Source organism: Streptomyces xiaopingdaonensis (assembly GCF_000262345.1).
Lineage (GTDB): Bacteria > Actinomycetota > Actinomycetes > Streptomycetales > Streptomycetaceae > Streptomyces > Streptomyces xiaopingdaonensis.
In genome coordinates this window covers 15,547-37,980 of record NZ_AJTQ01000077.1, presented here as the reverse complement: position 1 = coordinate 37,980, position 22,434 = coordinate 15,547, and the positions used below count along the sequence as shown (strand labels likewise).

Genomic DNA, 22,434 nt, shown 5'->3' with positions numbered 1-22,434 from the left:
CTCCCGTGACCCCTACCGGACTGCTCGCTTCGGAAACCCCACTGAGCCAGGGACACGACGCCGCAACACGCGACGACCCACAGTTCAACGAGCATTTCAAGCACCGCTTCACCACCGTCGACGGCCTGCAGATGCATTACGTCGTGGGCGGCGACGGACCGCACCCGATCGTGCTGCTGCACGGGTTCCCCGAGACCTGGTACGCCTACCGCACGATCATGGCCGATCTGCTCCCCGGCCATACCGTGATCGCCGTCGACCTGCCCGGATTCGGGGACTCCAGTGGGAGCGTCGCGTCGCACGACAAGGCGACCCTCTCGCGCTACGTCCACCGGCTCCTGACCAAGCTCGGGTACACCAGCGGTGTCCAGCTCGTCGCCCACGACGCGGGTGGCGCCGTCGCCTACGCCCTCGTGGCACAGTGGCGTGAGCAGTTCTCCGGCCTTCTCATGATGGACTTCCCCGTGACCGGCGGAGAGCTGTCGTACGAGCAGGTGAAGCCGCTGTCCTACCACTTCTCGTTCCATTCCCAGGAGCCACTGTTCGAGCAGCTCGTTGCGGGCCGTGAACGTCTGTACCTCGAGTACTTCTACCGGGCCAACTCGCCCGGTGTCGAGGAGCCGGTGCCGCCGCACGCGGTGGATGAGTACACCCGCGCATACTCCCGCCCGGGGGTCATGCACAACGGGTCACGTCTCTACCAGGCCTGGCCGCAGGACGAAGCGGACAACCGGCGTTTCATGGCCGATCCGCTCACGATCCCCGTCCGCTTCCTCGCCCAGACCCGCCTGTTCGAGGGGCTGCTCTGCGGGATTCGCAGCGCCGCGCCGCACGTGACCGGAGCAGCGGTCGAGAGCGGGCACTGGATGTCGCATGAGGCCCCCGATCGCGTCCTGCACGAGATCAGGGCCTTCTTCGGCTATCAAGACTGATGACCGCTGCCCCTCGTCGAACCTCGGCGCCTCACACGAAACAGGAGGACTGGTGCTGAACCACGTGGAAATCCAGACCGCACATGTACCGGCCAGTGCCGCGTTCTACGACGCCGTGCTCGCGCCCCTGGGCGCCGGCCGCCGCATCGAGCACCAAGGCCGCATCGGATACGGCGACGAACGCCCCGAGTTCTGGATCGGCCCTGTACCGGGACCTGACGGTTCCCGGGCTCGCGAGAGCCACCTGGCCTTCACCGCCTCCGACCGGTCGGCGGTCGACGCCTTCCACACGGCCGCTGTCGCCGTGGGGGCTGAGGTCCTGCACCCACCGAAAGTCTGGCCGCAGTATCACGACACGTACTACGCCGCCTTCGTACGTGACCCCGACGGCAACAACATCGAGGCTGTCTGCGAGCGTCCCGAGTAGCACCGCCTGGTTCGCGTCCTGGTCCGAAGCACCGCGACGAGCTGTGAGGCCCAGACCAGCAGAGGGGTCGCGGGCGCCACGCTGCCTGTGGCAGAGCGGGACAGCGGCCGTCGATTTGGCTCACTCCTGACAGAGCACCGAGCACGCCCGTCCACCGGATGTCCACCGGAGCCACGGAATAAAAAGTCAGTCCGACGGTGCAGCGCCCCTAAGGAGCAGGTCAAAGCCGCGTGATGGACAGCTGGCGACAGCGCGCCAACCCGCGACCTACGCATTGCGATGCATAGACCACGAATGTCCGAATAGCCCGGATCGCACGGTCAATAAACGAAGAAACCCCAGGTCAGAGGCCTGACCTGGGGTTCACCATGGAGCCGCCTTCGGGATTCGAACCCGAGACCTACGCATTACGAGTGCGTCGCTCTGGCCGACTGAGCTAAGGCGGCGTGGCAGCCCGTCGGGGCTGCGGCGAACGTAAGTCTACAGGGTTGGCGTGGGTGGTTCCGACCGGCCCCTGGTGGGGGTCAGGAGCAGGTGGTGCCGTCCTTGGGGGGCTTGTTGGAGAGGAGGTAGTCGTTGATGGCGGAGTCGATGCAGGAGCTGCCGCGGAGGTAGGCGGTGTGGCCGTCGCCGTCGTAGGTGAGGAGGCGGGCCGAGGAGAGTTGGGCGGCGAGGCCCTCTGCCCAGCGGTAGGGGGTCGCAGGGTCCCTGGTGGTGCCGACGACGACGATGGGGTCGGCGTCCTTCGCCTCGATGGTGTGCGGCTCGTCCGCCGGTTCGGCCTGCCAGTACGCGCAGTTGAGGGCTGCCCATGCGAAGCCGCGGCCGAAGACGGGGGACGCCTTCTCGAAGGAGGGCAGCGCCTTGCGGACGTCTGCGGGGCCGTCGAACGCGGCTGGAATGTCCAGGCAGTTGACCGCCGGATTGGCGTACATGATGTTGGAGTAACTGCCGTCGGGGGAGCGTTCGTAGTAGTCGTCGGAGAGCATCAGGAGGGACGAACCGTTGCCGCGCCGGGCGTCCTTGAGCGCTTCGCGGAGGGCGGGCCAGCTGCCCTCGTCGTACATGGCGCGGATCACGCCCGTGGTGGCGAGCGACTCGGTGAGGCGGCGGCCCTGCTGGTCCGTCTTGAGGGGGCGCGCATCGGTCTTCTTGAAGAAGGCGGCGAGGCGCTCCCCCGCCTCCTTCACCGAACCGGTGCCGAGCGGGCAGTCGGTGCGCCCCACGCAGTCCTCCGCGAAGGCGCGGAAGGCGGTCTCGAAGCCGCCCGTCTGCTCGCGGTTGATGCGGAGGGAGCTGAGGGACGGGTCCATCGCGCCGTCGAGGACGAGGCGGCCCGCTCGCTGCGGGTGGAGGCCGGCGTACGTCGCACCGAGGTAGGTACCGTAGGAGGCGCCCAGGTAGTAGAGCCTGTCGTCGCCGAGTGCGCTGCGGAGGAGGTCCATGTCGCGGGCGGCCTCCGTGGTGGAGACGTGGGCGAGGCGGGCGCCCGAGCGCTTCTTGCACCCCTCGGCGAACTTCTTGTACGCGGAGGTGAGTCGACCGACCTCCTCGGCGTCGTCCGGGGTCTGGTCGACCGTGGTGAAGGTGTCCATCCCGGCGTCGTCCAGGCATTCGATCGGCTCGCTGCGGGCGACGCCGCGGGGGTCCATGCCGACGATGTCGTAGCGGTCGCGCACCGCCTGCGGGTACGAGAGGGCCGCGGCCTGCTGGACGTAGTCGATCGCGGAGCCGCCGGGGCCGCCGGGGTTGACCTGAAGGGAGCCGATGCGCCGGCCGTCGCCCTCGGCCTTCTTGCGGACGACGGAGAGCTTCAGCTCCTCGCTCTTCCGCGGGGAGTCGTAGTCGAGAGGGACGCGCAGGTCGGCGCACTCGAAGCCGGTCTGGCCGCAGGATTCCCACGCCAACTTCTGTGCGTAGTAAGGCTTCAGGGACTTCGGTACCTCGGTGGGAAGGGGCTCGAGCGGCTTCGCCTCCGGGTCGCCCGGTTCCTTGGCTCCCGAGCCGGCACCTCGTGAGGAACCGTCCGAGGTGTCTCCGCCGTCGCCGGCCGAGCAGCCGGCAGCGAGGAGCGCCGCGGCGAGCACCACGGCGGCGGGGCGGCGTGCGGCTGACCGCCCGCGGCCCGGACGGATACGCAGCCTCGAGTGCATGGACCAACCCCTCGTTTCGCGGACGGAGCCACCCGCGGCTCCGGTCCTCACCGGTGCTTCTCCCGTACCCTCCCACGGCCGACAGGGGCGCACGCAGCTCGCGCCAGCGCCGCGGTGCGCGCCTGCACCGACGACGGCGCCGCTTGCTCAGCCCGCGCGGAGCGCCATCGTCATCGACTCGACGGCGAGGAGCGGCGCGACGTTGCGGCTCAGCGCCGTACGGCACTCCAGCACGGCCTCTATCCGACGGAGCGTCTGCTCCGGCCGGCTGGAGGCGGCGAGGCGGTGGACCGCGTCCTGGGCGTCGACGCTGGAGAGCTCGCCGCGGGAGCCCAACTGGTCGGCGAGGACGTCGCGGTAGAAGGCGGTGAGGTCGGTGAGGGCGAGGTCGAGGGAGTCGCGCTGGGTGCGTGTGGCGCGGCGCTTCTGGCGGTCCTCCAGCTCCTTCATCGCGCCCGCCGTACCGCGCGGCATCCGCTTCCCCTCGGCACCGCCGAGAGCGGCGCGCAACTCCTCCGTCTCCGTGGCGTCGAGCTCCTCGGCGACCTGCTTGGCGTCCTCGGCCGCGGCGTCGATCAGTTGCTGTGCGGCGCGCAGGGCGCTGCCGACCTCGTCGACCTCGACCGGCAGACGCAGCACGGCGGACCGGCGCTGACGGGCACGCTCGTCCGTCGCGAGCCGGCGGGCGCGTTCCAGGTGGCCCTGGGTGACGCGGGCGGCGTAGGCGGCAGCCTCGGGATCGATGCCGTCCCGCGTGACGAGGGCTTCGGCGACTGCGTCGACGGGCGGGGTGTGGAGCGCGAGGTGGCGGCAACGGGAGCGGATGGTGGGGAGGACGTCCTCGGTCGAAGGAGCGCACAGCAGCCACACCGTGCGCGGCGCCGGCTCCTCGACCGCCTTGAGCAGGACGTTCCCCGCGCCCTCGGTGAGGCGGTCGGCGTCCTCCAGGACGATCACCTGCCAGCGCCCGCCCGCGGGGGAGAGCTGCGCCCTGCGGACGAGGTCACGGGTCTCCTTGACGCCGATGGTGAGCAGGTCGGTACGGACGACCTCGACGTCCGCGTGCGTCCCGACGACGGCCGTGTGGCAGCCCTCGCAGAAACCGCACCCGGGGCCGTTCGCTGCGCGATCCGGACTGACGCACTGGAGCGCGGCGGCGAACGCGCGGGCGGCGGAGGCGACTCCGGAGCCGGGCGGCCCCGTGAAGAGCCACGCATGCGTCATGGAGGAGCCCGAGAGCCTCGCCGAGCCCGGCGTCTGCGACTCTGCCGTCACGAACGAGTCGGCGTCGGAGGCGGCAGCCGTGAGCTGCCGGGTCGCCCGCTCCTGACCGACGAGGTCGTCCCAGACAGCCATCGTCCACGTCCTTCCTGTGCTCTCACGACTCGTCCGCCGCGCACCCCATTGTCGTCGACGGGGGTGACAGCGGCGGACGGCCGCTCACAGGTCCGGCTCAGTGCTCCCGCCGGCCGTCCTCGTCGTCCTCCTGCCGGGGCTGTTCGTCCTCGGGGCGCTGCCAGTCGTCGCCGTGCGGGCCGAGGAGTTCGTCGGCGAGCGAGGGGACGTCGTCGAGCGGGGTCTCCTCCGCCCACTCGGGGCGCGGGCGGCGAGGCTTCTGCGCCTCCGGGTCCACCTGCGGCAACTCGCGCGTGCGCTCCTCCAGCTCGGCGGCGGCGAAGCCCTCGCGGCGGAACTGCCACTCGGCGGTGTCGGCCTCCGAGCCCTCGGGGCGCGGCGTCTCCTCTTCCGGCACCTGGGGCAGGACGGTCGTCTCCTCGCCCGGCCACTCGGCCTGCGGGAGGGGGCGCGTCTCCTCGGAAGAGGGCCACTCGGCCTTCGGCTCCTTCGAGAGGGAGTGCCGCCGACCCGTGCCCGAACCGGGGACCTGGGGGAGCTTCGCCGTGTCGGCCTCGGTGCCGTCGGGCGCGGCGGGCGGAGCCTCCCGCTGCTGCTCGGCCTCGCGCGCACGCTCGGTGCGGAGCAGCGCCTCCTCCGCCTTGCGCTGGCGTTCCTGCCGGCGCTCCTCGGCCTCGGCGCGGAGCCGTTCCTCCTCGGCCTTGCGCCGGCGGAGCCGCTCCTGCTCCTCGTGGTACGCGCGCTCCTCGGCTTCGCGGCGCTCGCGCTCCCTGCGCTCTTCCTCCTCCTGGCGCCGGCGCTCCTCCTCTGCTCTGCGCCTCGCCTCCTCGGCCTGACGGGCCTCCTCCTGCTGCTTCTGGAACTCGGCCTCGCGCCGCTTGCGCTCTTCCTCCTCGGCGCGCAACTTCTCGAGCTGTTCCTGGCGTTCGCGTTCCAGGCGCTCCTCTTCCTCCTTGCGCCTGCGCTCCTCCTCGGCCTTGCGGCGTGCCTCCTCCTCGGCCGCCTTGCGTGCCTCTTCCTGCGCCTGCTTCTCGGCCTCCGAGAGCGGCAGGACCTGGTCGACACGGTGCTGGATCGCGGTGGTGACCGTCTCCGGGGCCTGCGCGGCGTCGACGACGAGGTACCTGGCAGGGTCGGCGGCGGCGAGGGTGAGGAAGCCCGCGCGAACCCGCTCGTGGAACTCGGGCGGCTCGGACTCCAGGCGGTCCGGCGCCTCGGTGAAGCGTTCGCGGGCCGTCTGCGGCACTACGTCGAGGAGCACGGTGAGGTGCGGGACGAGGCCGTCCGTCGCCCACCGCGAGATGCGCGCGACGTCGCTCGGCGCGAGGTCTCTGCCGGCGCCCTGATAGGCGACGGAGGAGTCGATGTACCGGTCGGAGAGGACGACGGCGCCCCGCTCCAGGGCAGGACGCACGACGGTGTCGACGTGCTCCGCGCGGTCCGCGGCGTAGAGGAGGGCCTCCGTCCGGTGGGAAACGCCCGCCGAGGAGACGTCGAGCAGGATCGAGCGAAGGCGCTTGCCGATCGGCGTCGCGCCGGGCTCCCTGGTGACGACGACTTCGTGCCCCTTGCCCTTGAGCCACTCGGCGAGCGCCTCGACCTGCGTGGACTTCCCCGCTCCGTCCCCTCCTTCGAGGACGAGGAAGAAGCCGTGCTCCGCCGGTGCCCGGCCCGAGGTGTCGGCCCCGAAGGCGTCCGCGAGGTCGCGCCGGAGCGGCACGCCCTGCCGGTCGTCGAGCCGGCCGAGGACGAGGGCGGCGACGGGCAGCAGCAGCGCACCGACGAGCATCAGTGTGAAGGAGGCACCGCCGTGCGCGAAGACGAAGTCGCCGCTCTCCACGCGGTGCCGGCCGATGAATGCCGCGAGCACGGGCGCCACCACCGCGCAGATCGCGACGGTGAGCCGGACGACGGCCTGGAGGTGCGCGGTGGTCCTGGCCCGACGGGACTCCTCGGTCTCCTGATCGAGGAGGGCGTGGGCGGTGTTCGCCGCCACACCGGCGGTTGCTCCCGCGAGCACGGAGAGCACGAGCACGGTGGCCGTGTCGGGGACGAGCCCCATGCACAGCAGCGCGACGCCGGTGAGGGCGAGCGAGAGCGGCAGCAGCCGACGCCGGGAAAGCGCGGGCAGCGTCCGGGGCGCGAGGCGCACGCCCGCCACCGAACCCGCGGTGAGCCCGAGCACCAGCAGTCCGAACGCGACGGGACCGCCGCCGAGGTCGAACGCCTCGAGCACGGCGAGCCCGACGGCCCCCGCGAGAGCACCCCCGACGGCGGAGCCGGCGAGGACGAGCAGCCCGACGGCCCCCGTGCGCCCCTTCTCCGTTCCCTCGGCCGACCGCGGCCGACGCAGCCCCTCGAGCGGGGAGCGCGGACGGGAGGTCGGGGTGTCGGGGAGGGCGAGGAAGTAGGTGAGGGAGGCGCCGGCGGCGAGGAGACCGGCCGCGACGTACGAGGCGAGCGCGGCCTGGTGGTCGGCGAACCAGGCGACGCCGGTGCCGAGAAGGTTGCCGACGAGGGTCGCCACGACGAGGGCGGTCGCGGCGAGCGGCAGCGCGCCGAAGCCGGTGCGCAGCCAGAGCCGCCCGAGCGCCTCGCGGTGGTCGGGGACGGGGCGCAGCACAATGCCGTTGAACTCCCGCTCGGCGCCGGCGAGTCCGGGCGGCGGCTCGGGAAGCAGCGCCGGGGCGACGGCGTCCCTCGTGACGGTGGCGAGGCGCTCGGCGACACCGGTGGTGAAGACCGTCACGAGGATCAGCGCGAATGCGCTGCCCGGGGTCCAGTCGATCCAGAGCGGCGCGACGATCAGCGCGACGGCGCGGAACGCGAGCGTCCCGAAGAGCGTCCAGCGCCGGTCGAGGATCTTCTTCTCCTGGTTGACGAGCGCAGAGACGGGCCCGAGGAGCACCGCGCCGAAGAGGAGAACGGCGAGCAGGCGCACGCCGAGGACGACGGCGACGACCAGCGCGATGTCGCGGTACCCGCCGCCGAAGATCGGGTCCCCGCTGATCGCATGGACGGTGGCGGCCTGCACCGCCAGCAGGACCAGCACCAGGAGGCCCAGGACGTCGCCGATCCCGCCGGCGAACTGTGCACTCCACAGCCGCCGCAGCGGCGGGAAGCGCAACAGCGCCCCCACGGCGCCGTCGCGGGACTCAGCGGCGAGGGCGTCGTCGGGTGTGGGGTTCGCGCCCGTTGGCTGCTCTGCACGCGTCATTCCGCCAGCGTATCGGGAGTGACCGACACCTTGTGGCGGTGCCCGAACAAACGGGCGGGAGGCGAGGGGTGGCACGGACGAGCGGGGCCTCGGAGCTTGCGGGACAACCCACCGCATCCCCGACGCGCGCCTCTCCCACCGCGTCCACCCGGGCACCCAGGGCACCCCCCGAAAGAGTCAACTCCCGGTCCCCCAGGGAACTTCCGCCCGGATGACGCCCTCGAGGCCCTACTCTCCGGCGCCTTGCGCCGCCTCGGCCTTCTCCGCCCCGGCGGAACTGCCGTCCGACGACGCCTTTTTCGCCGTCGTCTGCTTCGCGGTGCTCTTCGCCGTCTTCTTCGCGGTCGACTTGCCCGCCGTCTTCTTCGCCGCCGTCTTCTTCGCGGCCGTCTTCTTCGCCGTGGTCTTCTTCGCGGCCGTCTTCTTGGCAGCGGTCTTCTTCGCCGCCTTCTTCGTCGGCCCCTTCGCCCGCTTGTCCGCGAGGAGTTCGAAGCCGCGCTCCGCCGTGATCGTCTCGACGTCGTCGTCCCGGCGCAACGTGGCATTGGTCTCGCCGTCGGTGACGTACGGACCGAAGCGGCCGTCCTTCACGACGACCGGCTTCTCCGTCTGCGGGTCGGTGCCGAGCTCCTTGAGCGGGGGCTTCGCCGCGGCCCTTCCGCGCTGCTTCGGCTTGGAGTAGATCTCCAGCGCCTCTTCCAGCGTGATCGTGAAGATCTGCTCCTCGGTCTCCAGCGAGCGCGAATCGGTGCCCTTCTTCATGTAGGGGCCGTAGCGCCCGTTGTAGGCATAAATCTCCTCCTCGGACTGCGGGTCCGTGCCCACGAGCCGGGGGAGCGAAAGGAGCTTCAGCGCCTCGTCGAGCGTGATCGTCTCCAGGGACATCGAGCGCAGCAGCGAGGCGGTGCGCGGCTTCACCGCGTTCTTCCCCGTCTTCGGGGTGCCCTCGGGGAGCACCTCCGTGACGTACGGGCCGAAGCGGCCGTTGCGCGCCACGATCTCCCGACCCGTCTCCGGCTCGGTGCCCAGCTCGAAGTCACCGCTCGGCTTGGCGAGGAGTTCCTTCGCGTACTCGACGGTGAGCTCGTCCGGCGGGAGGTCGTCCGGAACGTCGGCGCGGTGGCCCGGCTCGTCCTCCTTCTGCGGGGGGCCCTCCACGTACGGGCCGTACCGGCCGACGCGCAGCGTGATCCCCTCGCCCACGGGGAACGACGAGACGCCCTTGGCGTCGATGGCGCCGAGGTCGGAGACGAGCTCCTTGAGCCCGCCGAGGTGGTCGCCGTCGCCTCCGGCCTCGACGGCCGCGCCCTCCGCGTCGCCCTCGCCGAAGTAGAACCTGCGCAGCCACGGGACCGACTCGGCGTCGCCCGCTGCGATGCGGTCGAGGTCGTCCTCCATCTTCGCCGTGAAGTCGTAGTCGACGAGACGTCCGAAGTGCTTCTCCAGGAGGCCGACGACGGCGAAGCTCAGGAAGGACGGCACCAGCGCCGTGCCCTTCTTGAAGACGTAGCGGCGGTCGAGGATGGTGCTGATGATCGAGGCGTAGGTGGAGGGGCGGCCGATCTCCCGCTCCTCCAGCTCCTTCACCAGGGTCGCCTCGGTGTAGCGGGCCGGGGGCTTCGTGGCGTGGCCGTCGGCCGTGAGCTCCTCGACCGAGAGGGAGTCGCCCTCGCTCACCTGCGGGAGGCGGCGCTCGCGGTCGTCGAGCTCGGCGTTGGGGTCGTCGGCGCCCTCGACGTACGCCTTGAGGAAACCGTGGAAGGTGATCACCTTGCCCGTGGCGCTGAACTCCGCCTCGCGGCCGTCCGAGGACCTGCCTCCCACGCGGACCGTCACCGACTGGCCCGTGGCGTCCTTCATCTGCGAGGCGACGGTGCGCTTCCAGATCAGCTCGTAGAGCCGGAACTGGTCGCCGGTGAGACCCGTCTCGGCCGGGGTACGGAAGCGGTCGCCCGAGGGGCGGATCGCCTCGTGCGCCTCCTGCGCGTTCTTCACCTTGCCCGCGTACGTGCGGGGCCTGTCGGGGAGGTACTCGGCGCCGTAGAGCTGGGTGACCTGCGCACGGGCCGCGTTGACCGCGGTGTCGGAGAGGGTGGTGGAGTCCGTCCGCATGTAGGTGATGAAGCCGTTCTCGTACAGCTTCTGGGCCACCTGCATCGTCGACTTGGCACCGAAGCCGAGCTTGCGGCTCGCCTCCTGCTGGAGCGTCGTGGTGCGGAAGGGTGCGTACGGGGAGCGGCGGTACGGCTTGGACTCGACGGAGCGGACGGTGAAGACCGTCTCCTCCAGCGCGGCGGCGAGCGCGCGCGCCTGCTCCTCGTCGAGGTGGAGGACCTGGGCCGAGTCCTTGAGCCGGCCGTCCGCACCGAAGTCGCGGCCCTGCGCCACACGGCGGCCGTCGACGCTGCTGAGCCTGGCACCGAACGTGCTCGGGTCCGAGGCGTCCCCCGCCCGCCCCGTCGCGAACGTGCCGGTCAGGTCCCAGTACTCGGCGGAACGGAAGGCGATCCGCTCGCGCTCCCGCTCGACGACGAGCCGCGTCGCGACCGACTGCACGCGGCCGGCCGACAGCTTCGGCATCACCTTCTTCCACAGCACGGGCGAGACCTCGTAGCCGTAGAGGCGGTCGAGGATGCGCCGCGTCTCCTGCGCGTCGACGAGACGCTGGTTGAGCTCGCGCGGGTGCTCGACGGCGTCCTGGATGGCGCTCTTGGTGATCTCGTGGAAGACCATGCGGCGGACGGGGACCTTCGGCTTCAGCACCTCTCTCAGGTGCCAGGCGATCGCCTCGCCCTCCCGGTCCTCATCGGTGGCGAGAAGGAGTTCGTCGGACTCGGCCAGAAGCTCTTTCAACTTCTTGACCTGGTCCTTCTTGTCGCTGTTGATGACGTAGAGCGGCTCGAAGTCCTCGTCGACGTTGACACCGAGGCGGGCCCAGGGTTTTCCCTTGTACTTGGCGGGGACCTCGGCGGCGCCGTTCGGCAGGTCGCGGATGTGCCCGACGCTGGCTTCGACCACATAACCAGGGCCGAGATAGCCCTTGATCGTTTTGGCCTTGGCAGGGGACTCGACAATCACGAGTCGGCGCCCGCCGTCTGCGGTCTCGCGGGTCGGGGACAACTGTCGCTCTTCTCTCCGGTCGGCATGGGTGTCGCTGCGGAGTGTGACGGTACCTCCCGCCCCCATGTCAAACGGGAAAAGTCCACAACGCCACTCGAACGGTAACCCGACAGCCAGGTGTTCCGCCCCCCGATCCCCACGACCGCGACCTGCCGGTGCGCCACCGGATGTCCCCCGCCACGCCGAACCTCCCACTCGCCACGGCTTCGCCCGCCCTCGCCCCCGCGCTACTCGGCCGGCTCCAGGAACCCCTGCTCGACGAGGCGCCGCAGCGCCTCCGGCATACGCGCCCGGAGCACGGCCGGGTCCTCGCCGAGGAGCTGCGCGATGGCATCGAGGATGCGCCCGGCAGGCAGCGAACCGTCGCAGGCACCGGCGAACCCGGCGCCGACGGTGTCGACGCTCGTCGCCCTGCGCATGCCCCGCTGCTGCCGCAGCACCACGTGCTCCGGGTCCTCGGAACCCGGGGTTCCGACCTGTTCCTGGACCACGCCTTCGGCGAGGACGAAGCGGCCCGCGAGGAGGTCGGCGTCGTCGACGGAGCGGAGGTGGTCCTGCCGAGCGAAGTGCGCCGCGACCGCCTCCCCGAGCGGCTGCTCCACGGGGTGCGGCCACTCCTCCGCGAGCACCGAGGGGGTACGCGCCCCGCTGCGCCGCACGGTGATCCACCCGAAGCCGACCGCGTGCGTGCCCCTGCGCGCGAACTCGTCCAACCACGCGTCGTACCGCTCCGCGTACGCGGCCGGGTCGCCGCGGTGGTCCCCGGCGTCGCGCAGCCACAGCTCCGCGTACTCGGCGACGTCCTGCACCTCGCGCTGGACGATCCAGGCGTCGCACCCCCGCGGGACCCAGGAGGAGACGCGCTTCCGCCAGTCCTCGCCCTCGCGGTGCTCCCAGTTGGCGAGGAATTGGCAGTACCCGCCTTCCGCGAGGTGCTCGGCGCTCCTCTCGACGAGGCCGCGGCACAGGTCGTCGCCGGACATCCCGCCGTCCCTGTAGGTGAGCCGGGCACCGGGCGAGATGACGAACGGCGGGTTGGAGACGATCAGGTCGTACGGGCCCTCGCCGCGGACCGCGTCGTACAGCGAGCCCTCCCGGAGTTCGGCGTCCGGCGCGCCGGAGAGCGCGAGCGTGAGCCGGGTGCAGCGGAGGGCGCGCGGGTTGAGGTCGGTCCCGGTCACCGAGGTGGCGTGCCGGCTCAGGTGGAGCGTCTGCACGCCCGAACCGGAGCCGAGGTCAAGGGCGTTGCGCACGGGGCCGCGGAGGGTGAGGCCGGCGAGCGTCGTCGACGCGCCGCCGACGCCGAGCACAACCTCGCGGTCGGCCTCGCCGCCGCGGTGCGCTCCGTCCCGGCCGCCGACGGCGCAGCCGAGGTCGCTGACGATCCACCAGTCCTCTCCGTCCGGGCCGCCGTAGGGGCGGATGTCGACGGTGGCGTGCACGTCGTCGTCGACGCGGGCGAGCCACCCGTCCGCGAGCGCCTCGGGGAGCGGCAGGAGCTGCCCGGCCCGCTCGGCGGGAACGGGCTGTTGCAGAAGGAAGAGCCGGATCAGCCCCTCCAACGCGCCGTCCCCGCGCGTCGCTCGGAGCGCGGGGACGGTCTCGCCGCGGGCGAGCGCGGCGTAGGCGGGGGCGCCCAGCAGCTCCAGCAGCCCGTCGGCGGTGAAGCCGGCGGCAAGGAGGGCCTTGCGGAGGTGCTCTGCGGTCTGCGGTTCCGGGCGGGGAAGCTCGTACGTACTCACGCGCCCATTGTGACGCGCGTGCCCCGCGCCGGGAGCGGGTGCGCCCCGGCGGGGGTGCACACGGGCGCCTCGCCGACGGTCAGGAGGGCGTCGGCGGGGTCGCGGAGGTCGACGGACGCTGGCAGCCCTTCTGCTCGGACATCGCCCTGCCGACATCGCCGGACTGGAGCTTGTTGAGCGCCCTGTCGCCGTTCTTGCCGAGCGTGTCGAGCTTGCTCGCGATGTTCTTCAGGCCCTGTGCGAACTTCGACTGGTCGTCGGTGTCGAGCTTGTCGACGGTGGACTTGAGGCCGGCGTACTGCTTGGAGAGGCCGTTGAGCTCGTCGACCGCGTCCTTCTGGAGCTTTTCGCCGTCGTCGACGGGGGGCGCGCCCGCATCGTCGACGGAGCGGGCGAGGGACTTGTAGGCGCCGGAGATCTGCTGGAAGGCGGCCGAGTCGGTCTTCTTGACCTCTTCGGACGACTGGTTCTGGCGGGATGCCTCGTTGATCGAGGAGTTCGCCTCCTGGATCTTCTTCACCTGTGGCTGCACGTCGTCGCAGACCTTCTTGGCCCACTCGTCCGTCTTCTCGCCGCTGTCGTCGCCGCATCCGGTCAGCGCGAGTGCGAGTGCCGCACTGGAGGTGAGTGCGAGCGCGAGCTTCTTGTTCACCGGTTCGGTCCCTTCCATGGCTGTTCGGCCCGGAACATACACGGGACGGGACGGTGCGCGAGGCGGCCGCCGGATGGCTCCGCCCGTATTGCAGCCATTTGCACCAAATACGCAGGGGCGCCCACCGGGCTCCCGTGCGCCCTCGACGCCCGTGCCACCCGGCAGAACGGGCGGACGCGGCAGCAACTCGCCGCGTCCGCCCGTGTGTTGAGTCACAGCCCCGGTACGGCTCAGGAAGCCGCGACCGGATCGGTGGGCTTCGTCACGGAATCCGCGTCCGACCCCTCGCCCTCGTCACCCACGGCGATGCCGCGCCGCTTGGAGACGTAGACGGCGCCGACGATGATGGCGATCGAGACGACCGCGATCAGGATGCGCGTGCCGATGCTCGCGTCCGAGCCGTAGCTGAACTTCACCACGGCCGGAGCGATCAGGAGAGCGACCAGGTTCATCACCTTGAGCAACGGGTTGATCGCCGGGCCCGCGGTGTCCTTGAACGGGTCGCCGACCGTGTCGCCGATCACCGTCGCCTCGTGCGCCACGCTGCCCTTGCCGCCGTGGTGCCCGTCCTCGACCAGCTTCTTCGCGTTGTCCCACGCGCCACCGGAGTTGGAGAGGAAGACGGCCATCAGGATGCCGGTACAGATCGCACCCGCGAGGAACGAGGCGAGCGCGCCCACGCCGAGCGTGAACCCGACGAAGATCGGCGCCATCACGGCGAGCAACCCAGGTGTCGTCAACTCCCTGAGCGCGTCCTTGGTGCAGATGTCGACGACGCGGCCGTACTCCGGCTTCTCCGAGTAGTCCATGATCCCGGGCTTGCTGCGGAACTGCCGCCGCACCTCGAAGACGACGGCGCCGGCCGAACGCGAGACGGCGTTGATCGCCAGCCCGGAGAAGAGGAAGACCACGGCCGCGCCGAGGATCAGCCCGACGAGGTTGTTGGGCTGGACGATGTCGAGGCTCAGCCCCAACTCGCTGCCCACCGAGACGTTGTACTTGGAGACGGCCTCGCTGATCTCTCTGCTGTACGAACCGAACAGCGCCGCGGCCGCGAGCACCGCCGTCGCGATGGCGATCCCCTTGGTGATCGCCTTCGTGGTGTTCCCGACGGCGTCGAGGTCGGTGAGGACCTGCGCGCCCTCGCCCTCCACGTCGCCCGACATCTCGGCGATGCCCTGCGCGTTGTCGGAGACGGGGCCGAAGGTGTCCATGGCCACGATCACGCCGACGGTCGTGAGGAGCCCGGTGCCCGCGAGGGCCACCGCGAAGAGCGCCAGCATCACCGAGGTGCCGCCGAGCAGGAAGGCGCCGTAGACGCTGAGCCCGATGAGCACGGCGGAGTACACGGCCGATTCGAGGCCGAGCGAGAACCCGGAGAGCACCACCGTCGCCGGGCCGGTGAGCGACGTCTTGCCGACGTCGCGCACCGGACGCCGGCTCGTCTCCGTGAAGTACCCGGTGAGCTGCTGGATCAGCGCCGCGAGCACGATGCCGATCGCGACGGCGACGAGTGCGAGCACCTGCGGGTTGCCGTCGTGCTGCTGGAGCGCGGCCTCGGCGCCCGTCAGCTCGGCGTAGCTGCTGGGCAGGTAGGTGAAGACGGCGATCGCCACGAGGACGATCGAGATGCACGCCGAGACGAAGAAGCCCCGGTTGATCGCGGTCATCCCGCTCCGGTCGGAGCGCCGCGGTGCCACGACGAAGATTCCGATCATCGCCGTCACCACACCGATCGCGGGGACGATCAGCGGGAAGCCGAGGCCGACGTCGCCGAACGCGACCGTGCCGAGGATCAGGGCGGCGACGAGGGTGACCGCGTACGACTCGAAGAGGTCGGCCGCCATGCCGGCGCAGTCGCCGACGTTGTCGCCCACGTTGTCGGCGATCGTCGCCGCGTTGCGCGGGTCGTCCTCGGGGATGCCCTGCTCCACCTTGCCGACGAGGTCGGCGCCGACGTCGGCCGCCTTGGTGAAGATGCCGCCGCCGACCCTCATGAACATCGCGATCAGCGCCGCACCGAGGCCGAAGCCCTCCAGCACCTTCGGCGCGTCCGCCGCGTAGACGAGGACGACGCACGCGGCACCGAAGAGGCCGAGGCCGACGGTGCACATGCCGACCACGCCTCCGGTCCGGAAGGCGAGCTTCATCGCGCGGTGGGAGACCGCCGTGAGGTCGGTCTTGGGCTCTCCCTCCGCCGGTGTCGCCTCGCGGGCGGCAGCCGCCACGCGGACGTTGCTGCGCACCGCCAACCACATTCCGACATAGCCGGTCGCGGCCGAGAAGGCGGCGCCCACCAGGAAGAAGAGGGAACGGCCGAGGCGTTGGGTCATATCGTCGGCCGGGAGGAGCAGGAGCAGGAAGAAGACCACCACGGCGAAGATGCCGAGGGTCCGCAACTGGCGTGCGAGATAGGCGTTCGCGCCCTCCTGCACCGCCGCAGCGATCTTCCTCATGGACTCGGTGCCCTCACCGGCTGCGAGTACTTGTCGCACCAGCACTAGGGCGACTCCGAGCGCTGCCAGCGCGACCACGGCGATGACGATCACCAAACTGCGGTTGCCTGTGGTCAGTTCTGCGGAATCGGCCAAGAACTGGGGGTTCTGAAGTGGGCTGAAGTGCCCCGCCATTCGTCCTCCTTGACGTTTGGCACATGGGCGCGCGCAAGCACGCTCAGGCGTCCTGCTGCAAAGATGTTGACGGATTGTAGGGATCAGTTCCTGATCAAAACAGGGCGCTGCAACGGGAATCCGGCTCGACCTGCGTGGTTAGGGGGTTGTGCCCCTCGAAAAATCGCTCGCACGGGGTAAACACCGAATTCAACTGACGCCGGAGAAATGATCAGTTCGGTGATCTCCTATTGCCGGATTGCCCCTGGTCGCAATAGGCGTGCGCGCAGGAAAAACGCTTCTCGCCGGGAGCGGTCCCGGGCCGGGTCGGCGTCAGGCCGCCCGGGGCGTGTGCTGCTGACGTGGCCGGCGGGACGGCGTGGAACGATCGCTCGGGGCTCGGCTCAACCGCCGGTTCCACGCCACTGGTTGAAGCCGCGGCGGGCCAACGCGTGCTTGTCGCGGGTGAGTCGTGGTGGCGACGACGAGCGTTCCAGGGCGTGGCGCACCCGTGCCGTACCGCCTCCTCGGTGGCTCCGCGGGCAGCGACCGGGCACGCGTCGCCCTTCGAGGGCGGCCCCCGCCCCACAGATCCCGGCGCACAACGAAGCCCCCGGCGCCGGGGCGGCCGGGGGCTGACTGCACGGTGGAGCGCTAGACGGGCTCCTCATCGGGGATGACGGGCCAGCTCATTCTGATCAGCCCGCCCTCGTCGTCGGCGCCGACCTCCAGGTCGTCGACGAGGCCGCTGATCACAGCGAGTCCCATCTCCCCCTCGCCCTCCTCTTCGGGCGCCGACGCGGGCTGCTCGGTCGGCAGCGACTCGGCGGGCTGCGGGGGCGGCCCGCTGTCACCGACCTCGATCGAGAACTTCTTCTCGTCCTCGACGAGCGCGACGCGGACCGGGCTGCTCAGGTTCTGGGCGGAGTGCAGCGCGACGGCGCGCGTGCACGCCTCACCGACCGCGAGCCGCACCTCGTCGAGCACCGCCTCGTCCACCCCTGCGCGCCGCGCCACCGCGGCGGCCACCAACCGCGCCGTCCGGACGTGTTCCGGGAGCGGGCTGAAACGGAGTTCGACGGTGGCCATGCCATCCCCTTCGGTCTTTCCAGTCTGGGCGGCAGGGGGCCGGGCGAAAACCCGCCCGGTCTCCCTGCATCCGGTGTTGCGTCCTGCCGCACCGCTGCGCGGCAGGACGCGTCGGCGCAGGGAGCGACGGGAACTCAGTCCGTGGCGGCGACGGCCTCGTCGACCGAACCGTGGATCGGGAACACCTTGGTGAGGCCCGTGATCCGGAAGATCTTGAGGATGCGCTCCTGGTTGCAGACGAGGCGCAGGCTGCCCTCGTGCGCCCGGACCCTCTTGAGCCCGCCGACGAGGACACCGAGACCGGTGGAGTCGAGGAAGTCGACACCCTCCATGTCCACCACGAGGTGGTAGCTGCCATCGTTCACGAGCTCCACCAGCTGCTCACGCAGCTTGGGCGCGGTGTACACATCAATCTCGCCACCGACCTCGACGATCGTGCGATCACCGACAGTACGGGTCGACAGGGACAGGTCCACGGAACCTCCAGCACCTTGCTATCGAGCGGTCCGCCCCCTCGGTCCTCCCTCCCCCTTGCCTGACAGCGAGAGGTGCCCCCCGAAGCGGGGGACGGATCGGCAGCCGCAGAGGCATTCAATCACTTACCAGTAGGCGAGTACGACGCCTTGCGGTCATTGTCCGTCACGCCGGTGACACACTCGTACCGATGGCCCTCGAACAGCACCCACGGTCCGCGACCGTACGCCCACCGGCCGTGTCCTGCGGCACGGTCCGCCGTGGCGACCCTCGCGGCGTGCTCGATCGTCTCACTACAGGGTCAGACCGCGCTGCGCGCCTCACCCATACGGAGCACTTGCCCCCTCGCGCCGGTCGCCATGCGGAATGGCCCGGGCCGATCCGGCCGGAAGTGATCGACGCCGTCCGCCGATCCGGCGTCGACCGCCCCTGGGAACACCAGGCCACCGCGATCGACCACGCCCTACGAGGCGAATCGGTCGTCGTCGCCACGGGCACCGCCTCCGGGAAGTCCCTCTGCTACCTCGTCCCCACGCTCACCAGCCTCCTCGACGGCTCCGAAGCACCCAACGGACGGGGCGCTACCGCGCTCTACCTCTCCCCCACCAAGGCCCTCGCCGCCGACCAGCGCCGCGCGATACGCGAACTCGCCGAGCCGCTCGGCACAGCCGTCCGCGCGGCGACGTACGACGGCGACACCGCGCCCGAAGAACGGGACTGGGCGCGGCTCCACGCCAACTTCCTCCTCACCAACCCCGACATGTTGCACGGGGGCATCCTCCCGGCGCACTCGCGCTGGTCCTCCTTCCTGCGCGCCCTGCGCTACGTGGTCATCGACGAGTGCCACACGTACCGGGGCGTCTTCGGCTCGCACGTCGCCCAGGTCGTCCGCCGGCTCCGGCGCCTGTGCGCGAGGTACGGATCGGAACCCGTCTTCGTCCTCGCCTCCGCCACCACGGCGGAACCCGCCACCGCAGCAGCGCGGCTGACCGGGCTGCCCGTCGCCGAGGTCACCGAGGACGCCTCACCCCGAGGCGAGACCGTCTTCGCGCTCTGGGAACCGCCGCTCACCGAGTACGAGGGCGAGGGCGGCGCGCCGGTGAGACGTACCGCCACCGCGGAGTCGGCGTCGCTCCTCACCGCCCTCGCCGAGCAGGCCGTCCGCACCGTGGCGTTCGTACGCTCCCGCCGCGGGGCCGAGTTGATCTCCCTCATCGCTCAGGAGCGGCTCGGTTCCCCGACCGGCGTGTCCGGCGGGGCCGCGGTGCCCTCGCCCCGCGTCGCGGCGTACCGCGGCGGCTACCTTCCCGAGGAGCGCAGGGCGCTGGAAGCAAAGCTCCACTCCGGCGAACTGCTGGGGCTCGCGGCCACCACGGCCCTCGAACTCGGTGTCGACATCTCCGGACTCGACGCCGTCCTCATCACCGGCTACCCCGGCACTCTCGCCTCGCTGTGGCAGCAGGCGGGGCGCGCCGGACGGGACGGGCAGGGAGCCCTCGCCATCCTCGTCGCGCGTGACGACCCGCTCGACACCTATCTCGTGCACCACCCCGAATCGCTCTTCGACCGTCCGGTGGAGTCGACCGTCCTCGACCCGGACAACCCGTACGTCCTCGCTCCTCACCTGTGCGCCGCGGCTGCCGAAAAACCGCTCGCCGACGAGGACTCCGCACTCTTCGGCCCCTCCGCCGCCGAACTCACCGAGAAGCTCGGTGCGCAGGGCCTGCTGCGCCGCCGCGGCTCGTCCTGGTACTGGACGCGCAGGGAGCGGCCCGCCGACCTTGTCGACATCCGCGGCAGCGGCGGACGCCCCGTACAGGTCGTCGAAGAAGGGACCGGCACGCTGCTCGGCACCGTCGACGCCGGCGCCGCCCACACCACCGTCCACGAGGGCGCCGTCCATCTGCACCAGGGCAGGACGTACGTCGTCCGCGAGCTGGATCTGGAGGGCTCCGCAGCGCTCGTGGAACGCTCCGACCCGCCCTGGACGACCATGGCCAGGGACACCACCTCGCTGTCGGTCCTGGAGACCGAGACCGAACTCCCCTGGGGCGAGGGACGGTTGTGCTTCGGTTCCGTCGAGGTCACCCACCAGGTCGTCTCCTACCTGAGACGCCGACTGGTGACGGGGGAGGTGCTCGGCGAGAGCAAGCTCGACCTGCCGCCGCGCACGCTGCGCACGCGGGCGGTCTGGTGGACGATGACGGACGACCAACTCGACGCGGCCGGCGTCGAATCGGAGATCCTCGGCGGTGCCCTGCACGCCGCCGAGCACGCGTCGATCGGCATGCTGCCCCTCTTCGCCACCTGCGACCGCTGGGACATCGGCGGCGTCTCCTTTCCGCTGCACCCGGACACGCTTCTCCCCACCGTCTTCGTCTACGACGGACATCCCGGCGGCGCCGGCTTCGCCGAGCGCGGCTTCCGCACCGCGCTGGAATGGCTCACGGCGACCCGTGACGCCATCGCCGCCTGCGAGTGCGAGTCGGGGTGCCCTTCCTGTATTCAGTCGCCGAAGTGCGGGAACGGGAACGATCCCCTCCACAAACGCGGCGCCGTGAACCTGCTCACCGAGCTCATCAACTCCGGTGCTCGGCAAGGCGTCGACACCGGCACGCGCTGCGACTGACTGAGCCGCATCTGCAAACGCGCCCGCCGGTGACGGACGGGCTCCCGACGGCGGCCGGACGACGGCCCCTAGCCCAGGCGCCCACTCCTCGCGCGGCCCTGGAGTCCCGCCGGCCACCGCGGCCTCGCGCGGTCCGGCACGCGCCCTCGCCACGGGCGCGTAAGGCCCGGCACGGGCCACCGCGGTGAGGTCGGCGACCTCGCCCTGCACCGTGCACGCGACCACTTCGGCCCGCTGTGCCGACGCGACCAGACGCGCCGTCCGACAGGCCCGCGCACCACCCTCCAGCGCGCGCTCCGCCGCGGCGAGGGCGGCCAAGTCTGCGGCGGCGCCGGCCCGATGACGGGCCGCGACGGCCTGCCCGAGCATCAACACGCCCCCGAAGAGGAAGCACAGGGCCAGACAGCAGACCGCAGCACAGGCGGTGGCCGCGCCCCTCTCATCCCCCAGGGACGCCCGACTCGGCCAACGCCACCGCGTCCGCGCCGAGTTCCACCGCAAGCGGCCCCGGCCCTGCCGACTTCGCTTTGACTCGCACACGCAGCAACTCCCCCTCTCTCGCCGTCTCCACGACCGCGCCTGCCGGGGCAGCAGTACGCACGGCCTTCCGTACGCCGTCGTCGGCCTCGCCCCGTGCTGCTGCTCGGGCGCCCGCCCGCGCAGCATCGACGCACCTGATCTGCGCGGCAGCCGCCATGAGCCCCCAGAGCAGTACCGCGGCGACGATCACCAACGCCGGTAGCACGAGGGCTGCTTCGGCGGTCACGAAACCGCCCTCGCGACCTCTCCCTCCGCCCGGCCGCCCCGCCTGGCACGGCTGCCGACGTCCGGGAGACGGCACCCGGCCCCTGCGTTCCCGTCCGGGGCGACGACGCGGGGTGCGCGACCGTGCTCTGCGGCGTCTCGCCGCCCTGCGCACCTCGGACGCCGCGGTCCTGCGGAGGCAGGGCGGACCCTCCTCACCGGCGGTCTGCGTACCTTCGTCAGAAAGGTGCACGACGTCAGAACGGTGCACGAAGAGCCCCCGCAATCAGCTCCTCGATCTTTCCCGTCACCGAGTCCCCTGTGACCACCTGGTAGAGGACCGCGGCGAGGGCCGCCGCGCCCAGTGTGCCGACGGCGTACTCGGCCGTACTCATGCCGGCCTCGCCGCCCAACCTCGGGCTTCCTCCCAGGCGCACCGGCAGCCGCGGGCGACGGGACGCCACCCCCCACTGAGCGCCCAGGACGCGCACCAACCGCCCGCGCTCGCCGACATACGCGCCGCACGACGTGACCCGTACCGGTGCCGCCACCAGGCACGCACCCTTTGCTCGACGTACTCGCATCCGCTCTTCCCCGTTCTCTTCCCTGGACCCGCGGGCACAGCGTCCCTTCGGGCCACCTCAGACCAGCGTCCTGGCCAGCCCCAACACCACAGGCACCACACCGACCACCACGAAGGCAGGCAGGAAGCACAGCCCCAGCGGCCCGGTGACCATGACCCCGGCACGCCGCGCCCGAACCGCCGCGCGCCGCGCGCCAGCGGCCCTCAGCTCGGCCGCCAGCCGACTCACCGTCTCCGCGGCCGGAACGCCTGCCTCTCCCGCGCGTGCCATGCACCGTGCGAGTCGTCCTCCGCCCGGCACGGAGCCGAACCGCTCCCAGACGAGAGCGGGCTCCTCGCCGAGACGCAGCTCCCTCGCCGTCTGCCCCAACAACCCTGCGACCGGGCCACCGATCGACCGTCCAACCGCCTCCGCAGCCCCGGCCGGTCCCGAACCGGCCGCGAGACACGCGGCCAGAAGCTCGGCGCAGAGGGGCAGTTGGCGAGCCACCTCCTCGCGTTCTTCCCTCTCCGAATCCGACACCCGCCGTCTCAACCACCACTGGACGCCCCACGCCACCACCACGCCGGCCAGCACGCCCGACCAGCCGCCGACCAGGGCGCAGGCACCTGCCCCGGCTCCCAGCGCAGCCAAGGTGCGAATGCTCCGTCCGGACTGCTCACCAGAGCCCTGCCTCGCCTCCTTGCCCTCCGGCCGGTCCACCGGG

The 22,434-nt window shown here is 71.3% G+C and carries 15 protein-coding genes, 1 tRNA gene and 1 pseudogene; 3 read left to right on the top strand and 14 right to left on the bottom strand.

The annotated features are described in order from the left end of the window. Window positions 1-5: 5 nt before the first annotated feature. Window positions 6-932 (top strand): alpha/beta hydrolase, encoded by a 927-nt coding sequence (locus UWG_RS33455; RefSeq protein ID WP_016906416.1) that lies wholly within the window; start codon window positions 6-8, stop codon window positions 930-932. 52 nt (window positions 933-984) lie between these two features. After that, on the top strand, window positions 985-1,359 hold the full coding sequence (locus tag UWG_RS0106630) for a VOC family protein (protein ID WP_016906415.1): 375 nt from the start codon (window positions 985-987) through the stop codon (window positions 1,357-1,359). Window positions 1,360-1,728: 369 nt separating this feature from the next. Here the strand turns inward: UWG_RS0106630 and UWG_RS0106625 are convergent. The 10 genes from UWG_RS0106625 to bldG all read right to left on the bottom strand — a co-directional run bounded on the left by UWG_RS0106625 (window position 1,729) and on the right by bldG (window position 17,773). After that, window positions 1,729-1,805: transfer RNA gene (locus tag UWG_RS0106625), tRNA-Thr, on the bottom strand. A gap of 78 nt (window positions 1,806-1,883) precedes the next feature. Further along, entirely contained in the window at window positions 1,884-3,512 is a 1,629-nt protein-coding gene (locus UWG_RS0106620; RefSeq protein ID WP_016906414.1) for an alpha/beta hydrolase, read from the bottom strand. Between the two features lie 147 nt (window positions 3,513-3,659). Then, a complete protein-coding gene (locus tag UWG_RS0106615) occupies window positions 3,660-4,868 on the bottom strand; it encodes a DNA polymerase III subunit delta' (RefSeq protein ID WP_016906413.1) in 1,209 nt (402 codons plus the stop codon). 97 nt (window positions 4,869-4,965) lie between these two features. Next, complete coding sequence (gene tmk / locus UWG_RS29575) at window positions 4,966-8,085, bottom strand: dTMP kinase (RefSeq protein ID WP_016906412.1); 3,120 nt, start codon at window positions 8,083-8,085, stop codon at window positions 4,966-4,968. Window positions 8,086-8,313: 228 nt separating this feature from the next. Beyond that, window positions 8,314-11,205: a type I DNA topoisomerase gene (gene topA, locus UWG_RS0106600; protein WP_029391222.1), complete on the bottom strand. Its 2,892-nt coding sequence runs from the start codon at window positions 11,203-11,205 to the stop codon at window positions 8,314-8,316. Between the two features lie 227 nt (window positions 11,206-11,432). After that, on the bottom strand, window positions 11,433-12,947 hold the full coding sequence (locus tag UWG_RS0106595; protein WP_016906410.1) for a DUF7059 domain-containing protein: 1,515 nt from the start codon (window positions 12,945-12,947) through the stop codon (window positions 11,433-11,435). Window positions 12,948-13,026: 79 nt separating this feature from the next. Beyond that, a complete protein-coding gene (locus tag UWG_RS0106590) occupies window positions 13,027-13,617 on the bottom strand; it encodes a hypothetical protein (protein WP_016906409.1) in 591 nt (196 codons plus the stop codon). A gap of 212 nt (window positions 13,618-13,829) precedes the next feature. After that, window positions 13,830-16,229, bottom strand: coding sequence for a sodium-translocating pyrophosphatase (locus UWG_RS0106585; protein ID WP_016906408.1), 2,400 nt, complete (start codon window positions 16,227-16,229; stop codon window positions 13,830-13,832). A gap of 633 nt (window positions 16,230-16,862) precedes the next feature. After that, window positions 16,863-17,297, bottom strand: a complete 435-nt coding sequence (locus UWG_RS0106580; RefSeq protein ID WP_016906407.1) for an ATP-binding protein — start codon at window positions 17,295-17,297, stop codon at window positions 16,863-16,865. A gap of 134 nt (window positions 17,298-17,431) precedes the next feature. Then, a complete protein-coding gene (bldG, locus tag UWG_RS0106575) occupies window positions 17,432-17,773 on the bottom strand; it encodes an anti-sigma factor antagonist BldG (RefSeq protein WP_019547857.1) in 342 nt (113 codons plus the stop codon). A gap of 188 nt (window positions 17,774-17,961) precedes the next feature. Between bldG and UWG_RS0106570 the strand changes: the two genes are divergently transcribed. Next, window positions 17,962-20,400: a DEAD/DEAH box helicase gene (locus tag UWG_RS0106570; protein ID WP_078495598.1), complete on the top strand. Its 2,439-nt coding sequence runs from the start codon at window positions 17,962-17,964 to the stop codon at window positions 20,398-20,400. Between the two features lie 189 nt (window positions 20,401-20,589). Here UWG_RS0106570 and UWG_RS32010 read toward each other — a convergent pair. The 4 genes and pseudogenes from UWG_RS32010 to UWG_RS0106555 all read right to left on the bottom strand — a co-directional run. Further along, window positions 20,590-20,940: pseudogene (locus tag UWG_RS32010) on the bottom strand (Rv3654c family TadE-like protein); the annotation flags it as partial. Further along, on the bottom strand, window positions 20,840-21,166 hold the full coding sequence (locus UWG_RS33585; RefSeq protein WP_016906404.1) for a TadE family type IV pilus minor pilin: 327 nt from the start codon (window positions 21,164-21,166) through the stop codon (window positions 20,840-20,842). The pseudogene UWG_RS32010 and the gene UWG_RS33585, both read right to left, overlap by 101 nt. A 235-nt stretch (window positions 21,167-21,401) precedes the next feature. After that, on the bottom strand, window positions 21,402-21,581 hold the full coding sequence (locus tag UWG_RS32005) for a DUF4244 domain-containing protein (RefSeq protein ID WP_272943180.1): 180 nt from the start codon (window positions 21,579-21,581) through the stop codon (window positions 21,402-21,404). A gap of 204 nt (window positions 21,582-21,785) precedes the next feature. Next, a complete protein-coding gene (locus tag UWG_RS0106555) occupies window positions 21,786-22,361 on the bottom strand; it encodes a type II secretion system F family protein (protein ID WP_237720004.1) in 576 nt (191 codons plus the stop codon). Between the last annotated feature and the right edge of the window lie 73 nt (window positions 22,362-22,434).

Excerpts from the sequence above, each read along its gene's own strand:
- UWG_RS0106620 (WP_016906414.1), bottom strand. The coding sequence starts at position 3,512 with ATGCACTCGAGGCTGCGTATCCGTCCGGGCCGCGGGCGGTCAGCCGCA.
- UWG_RS0106615 (WP_016906413.1), bottom strand. The coding sequence starts at position 4,868 with ATGGCTGTCTGGGACGACCTCGTCGGTCAGGAGCGGGCGACCCGGCAG.
- tmk (WP_016906412.1), bottom strand. The coding sequence starts at position 8,085 with ATGACGCGTGCAGAGCAGCCAACGGGCGCGAACCCCACACCCGACGAC.
- UWG_RS0106590 (WP_016906409.1), bottom strand. The coding sequence starts at position 13,617 with ATGGAAGGGACCGAACCGGTGAACAAGAAGCTCGCGCTCGCACTCACC.
- UWG_RS0106585 (WP_016906408.1), bottom strand. The coding sequence starts at position 16,229 with ATGGCGGGGCACTTCAGCCCACTTCAGAACCCCCAGTTCTTGGCCGAT.
- UWG_RS0106580 (WP_016906407.1), bottom strand. The coding sequence starts at position 17,297 with ATGGCCACCGTCGAACTCCGTTTCAGCCCGCTCCCGGAACACGTCCGG.
- UWG_RS0106570 (WP_078495598.1), top strand. The coding sequence starts at position 17,962 with ATGGCCCTCGAACAGCACCCACGGTCCGCGACCGTACGCCCACCGGCC.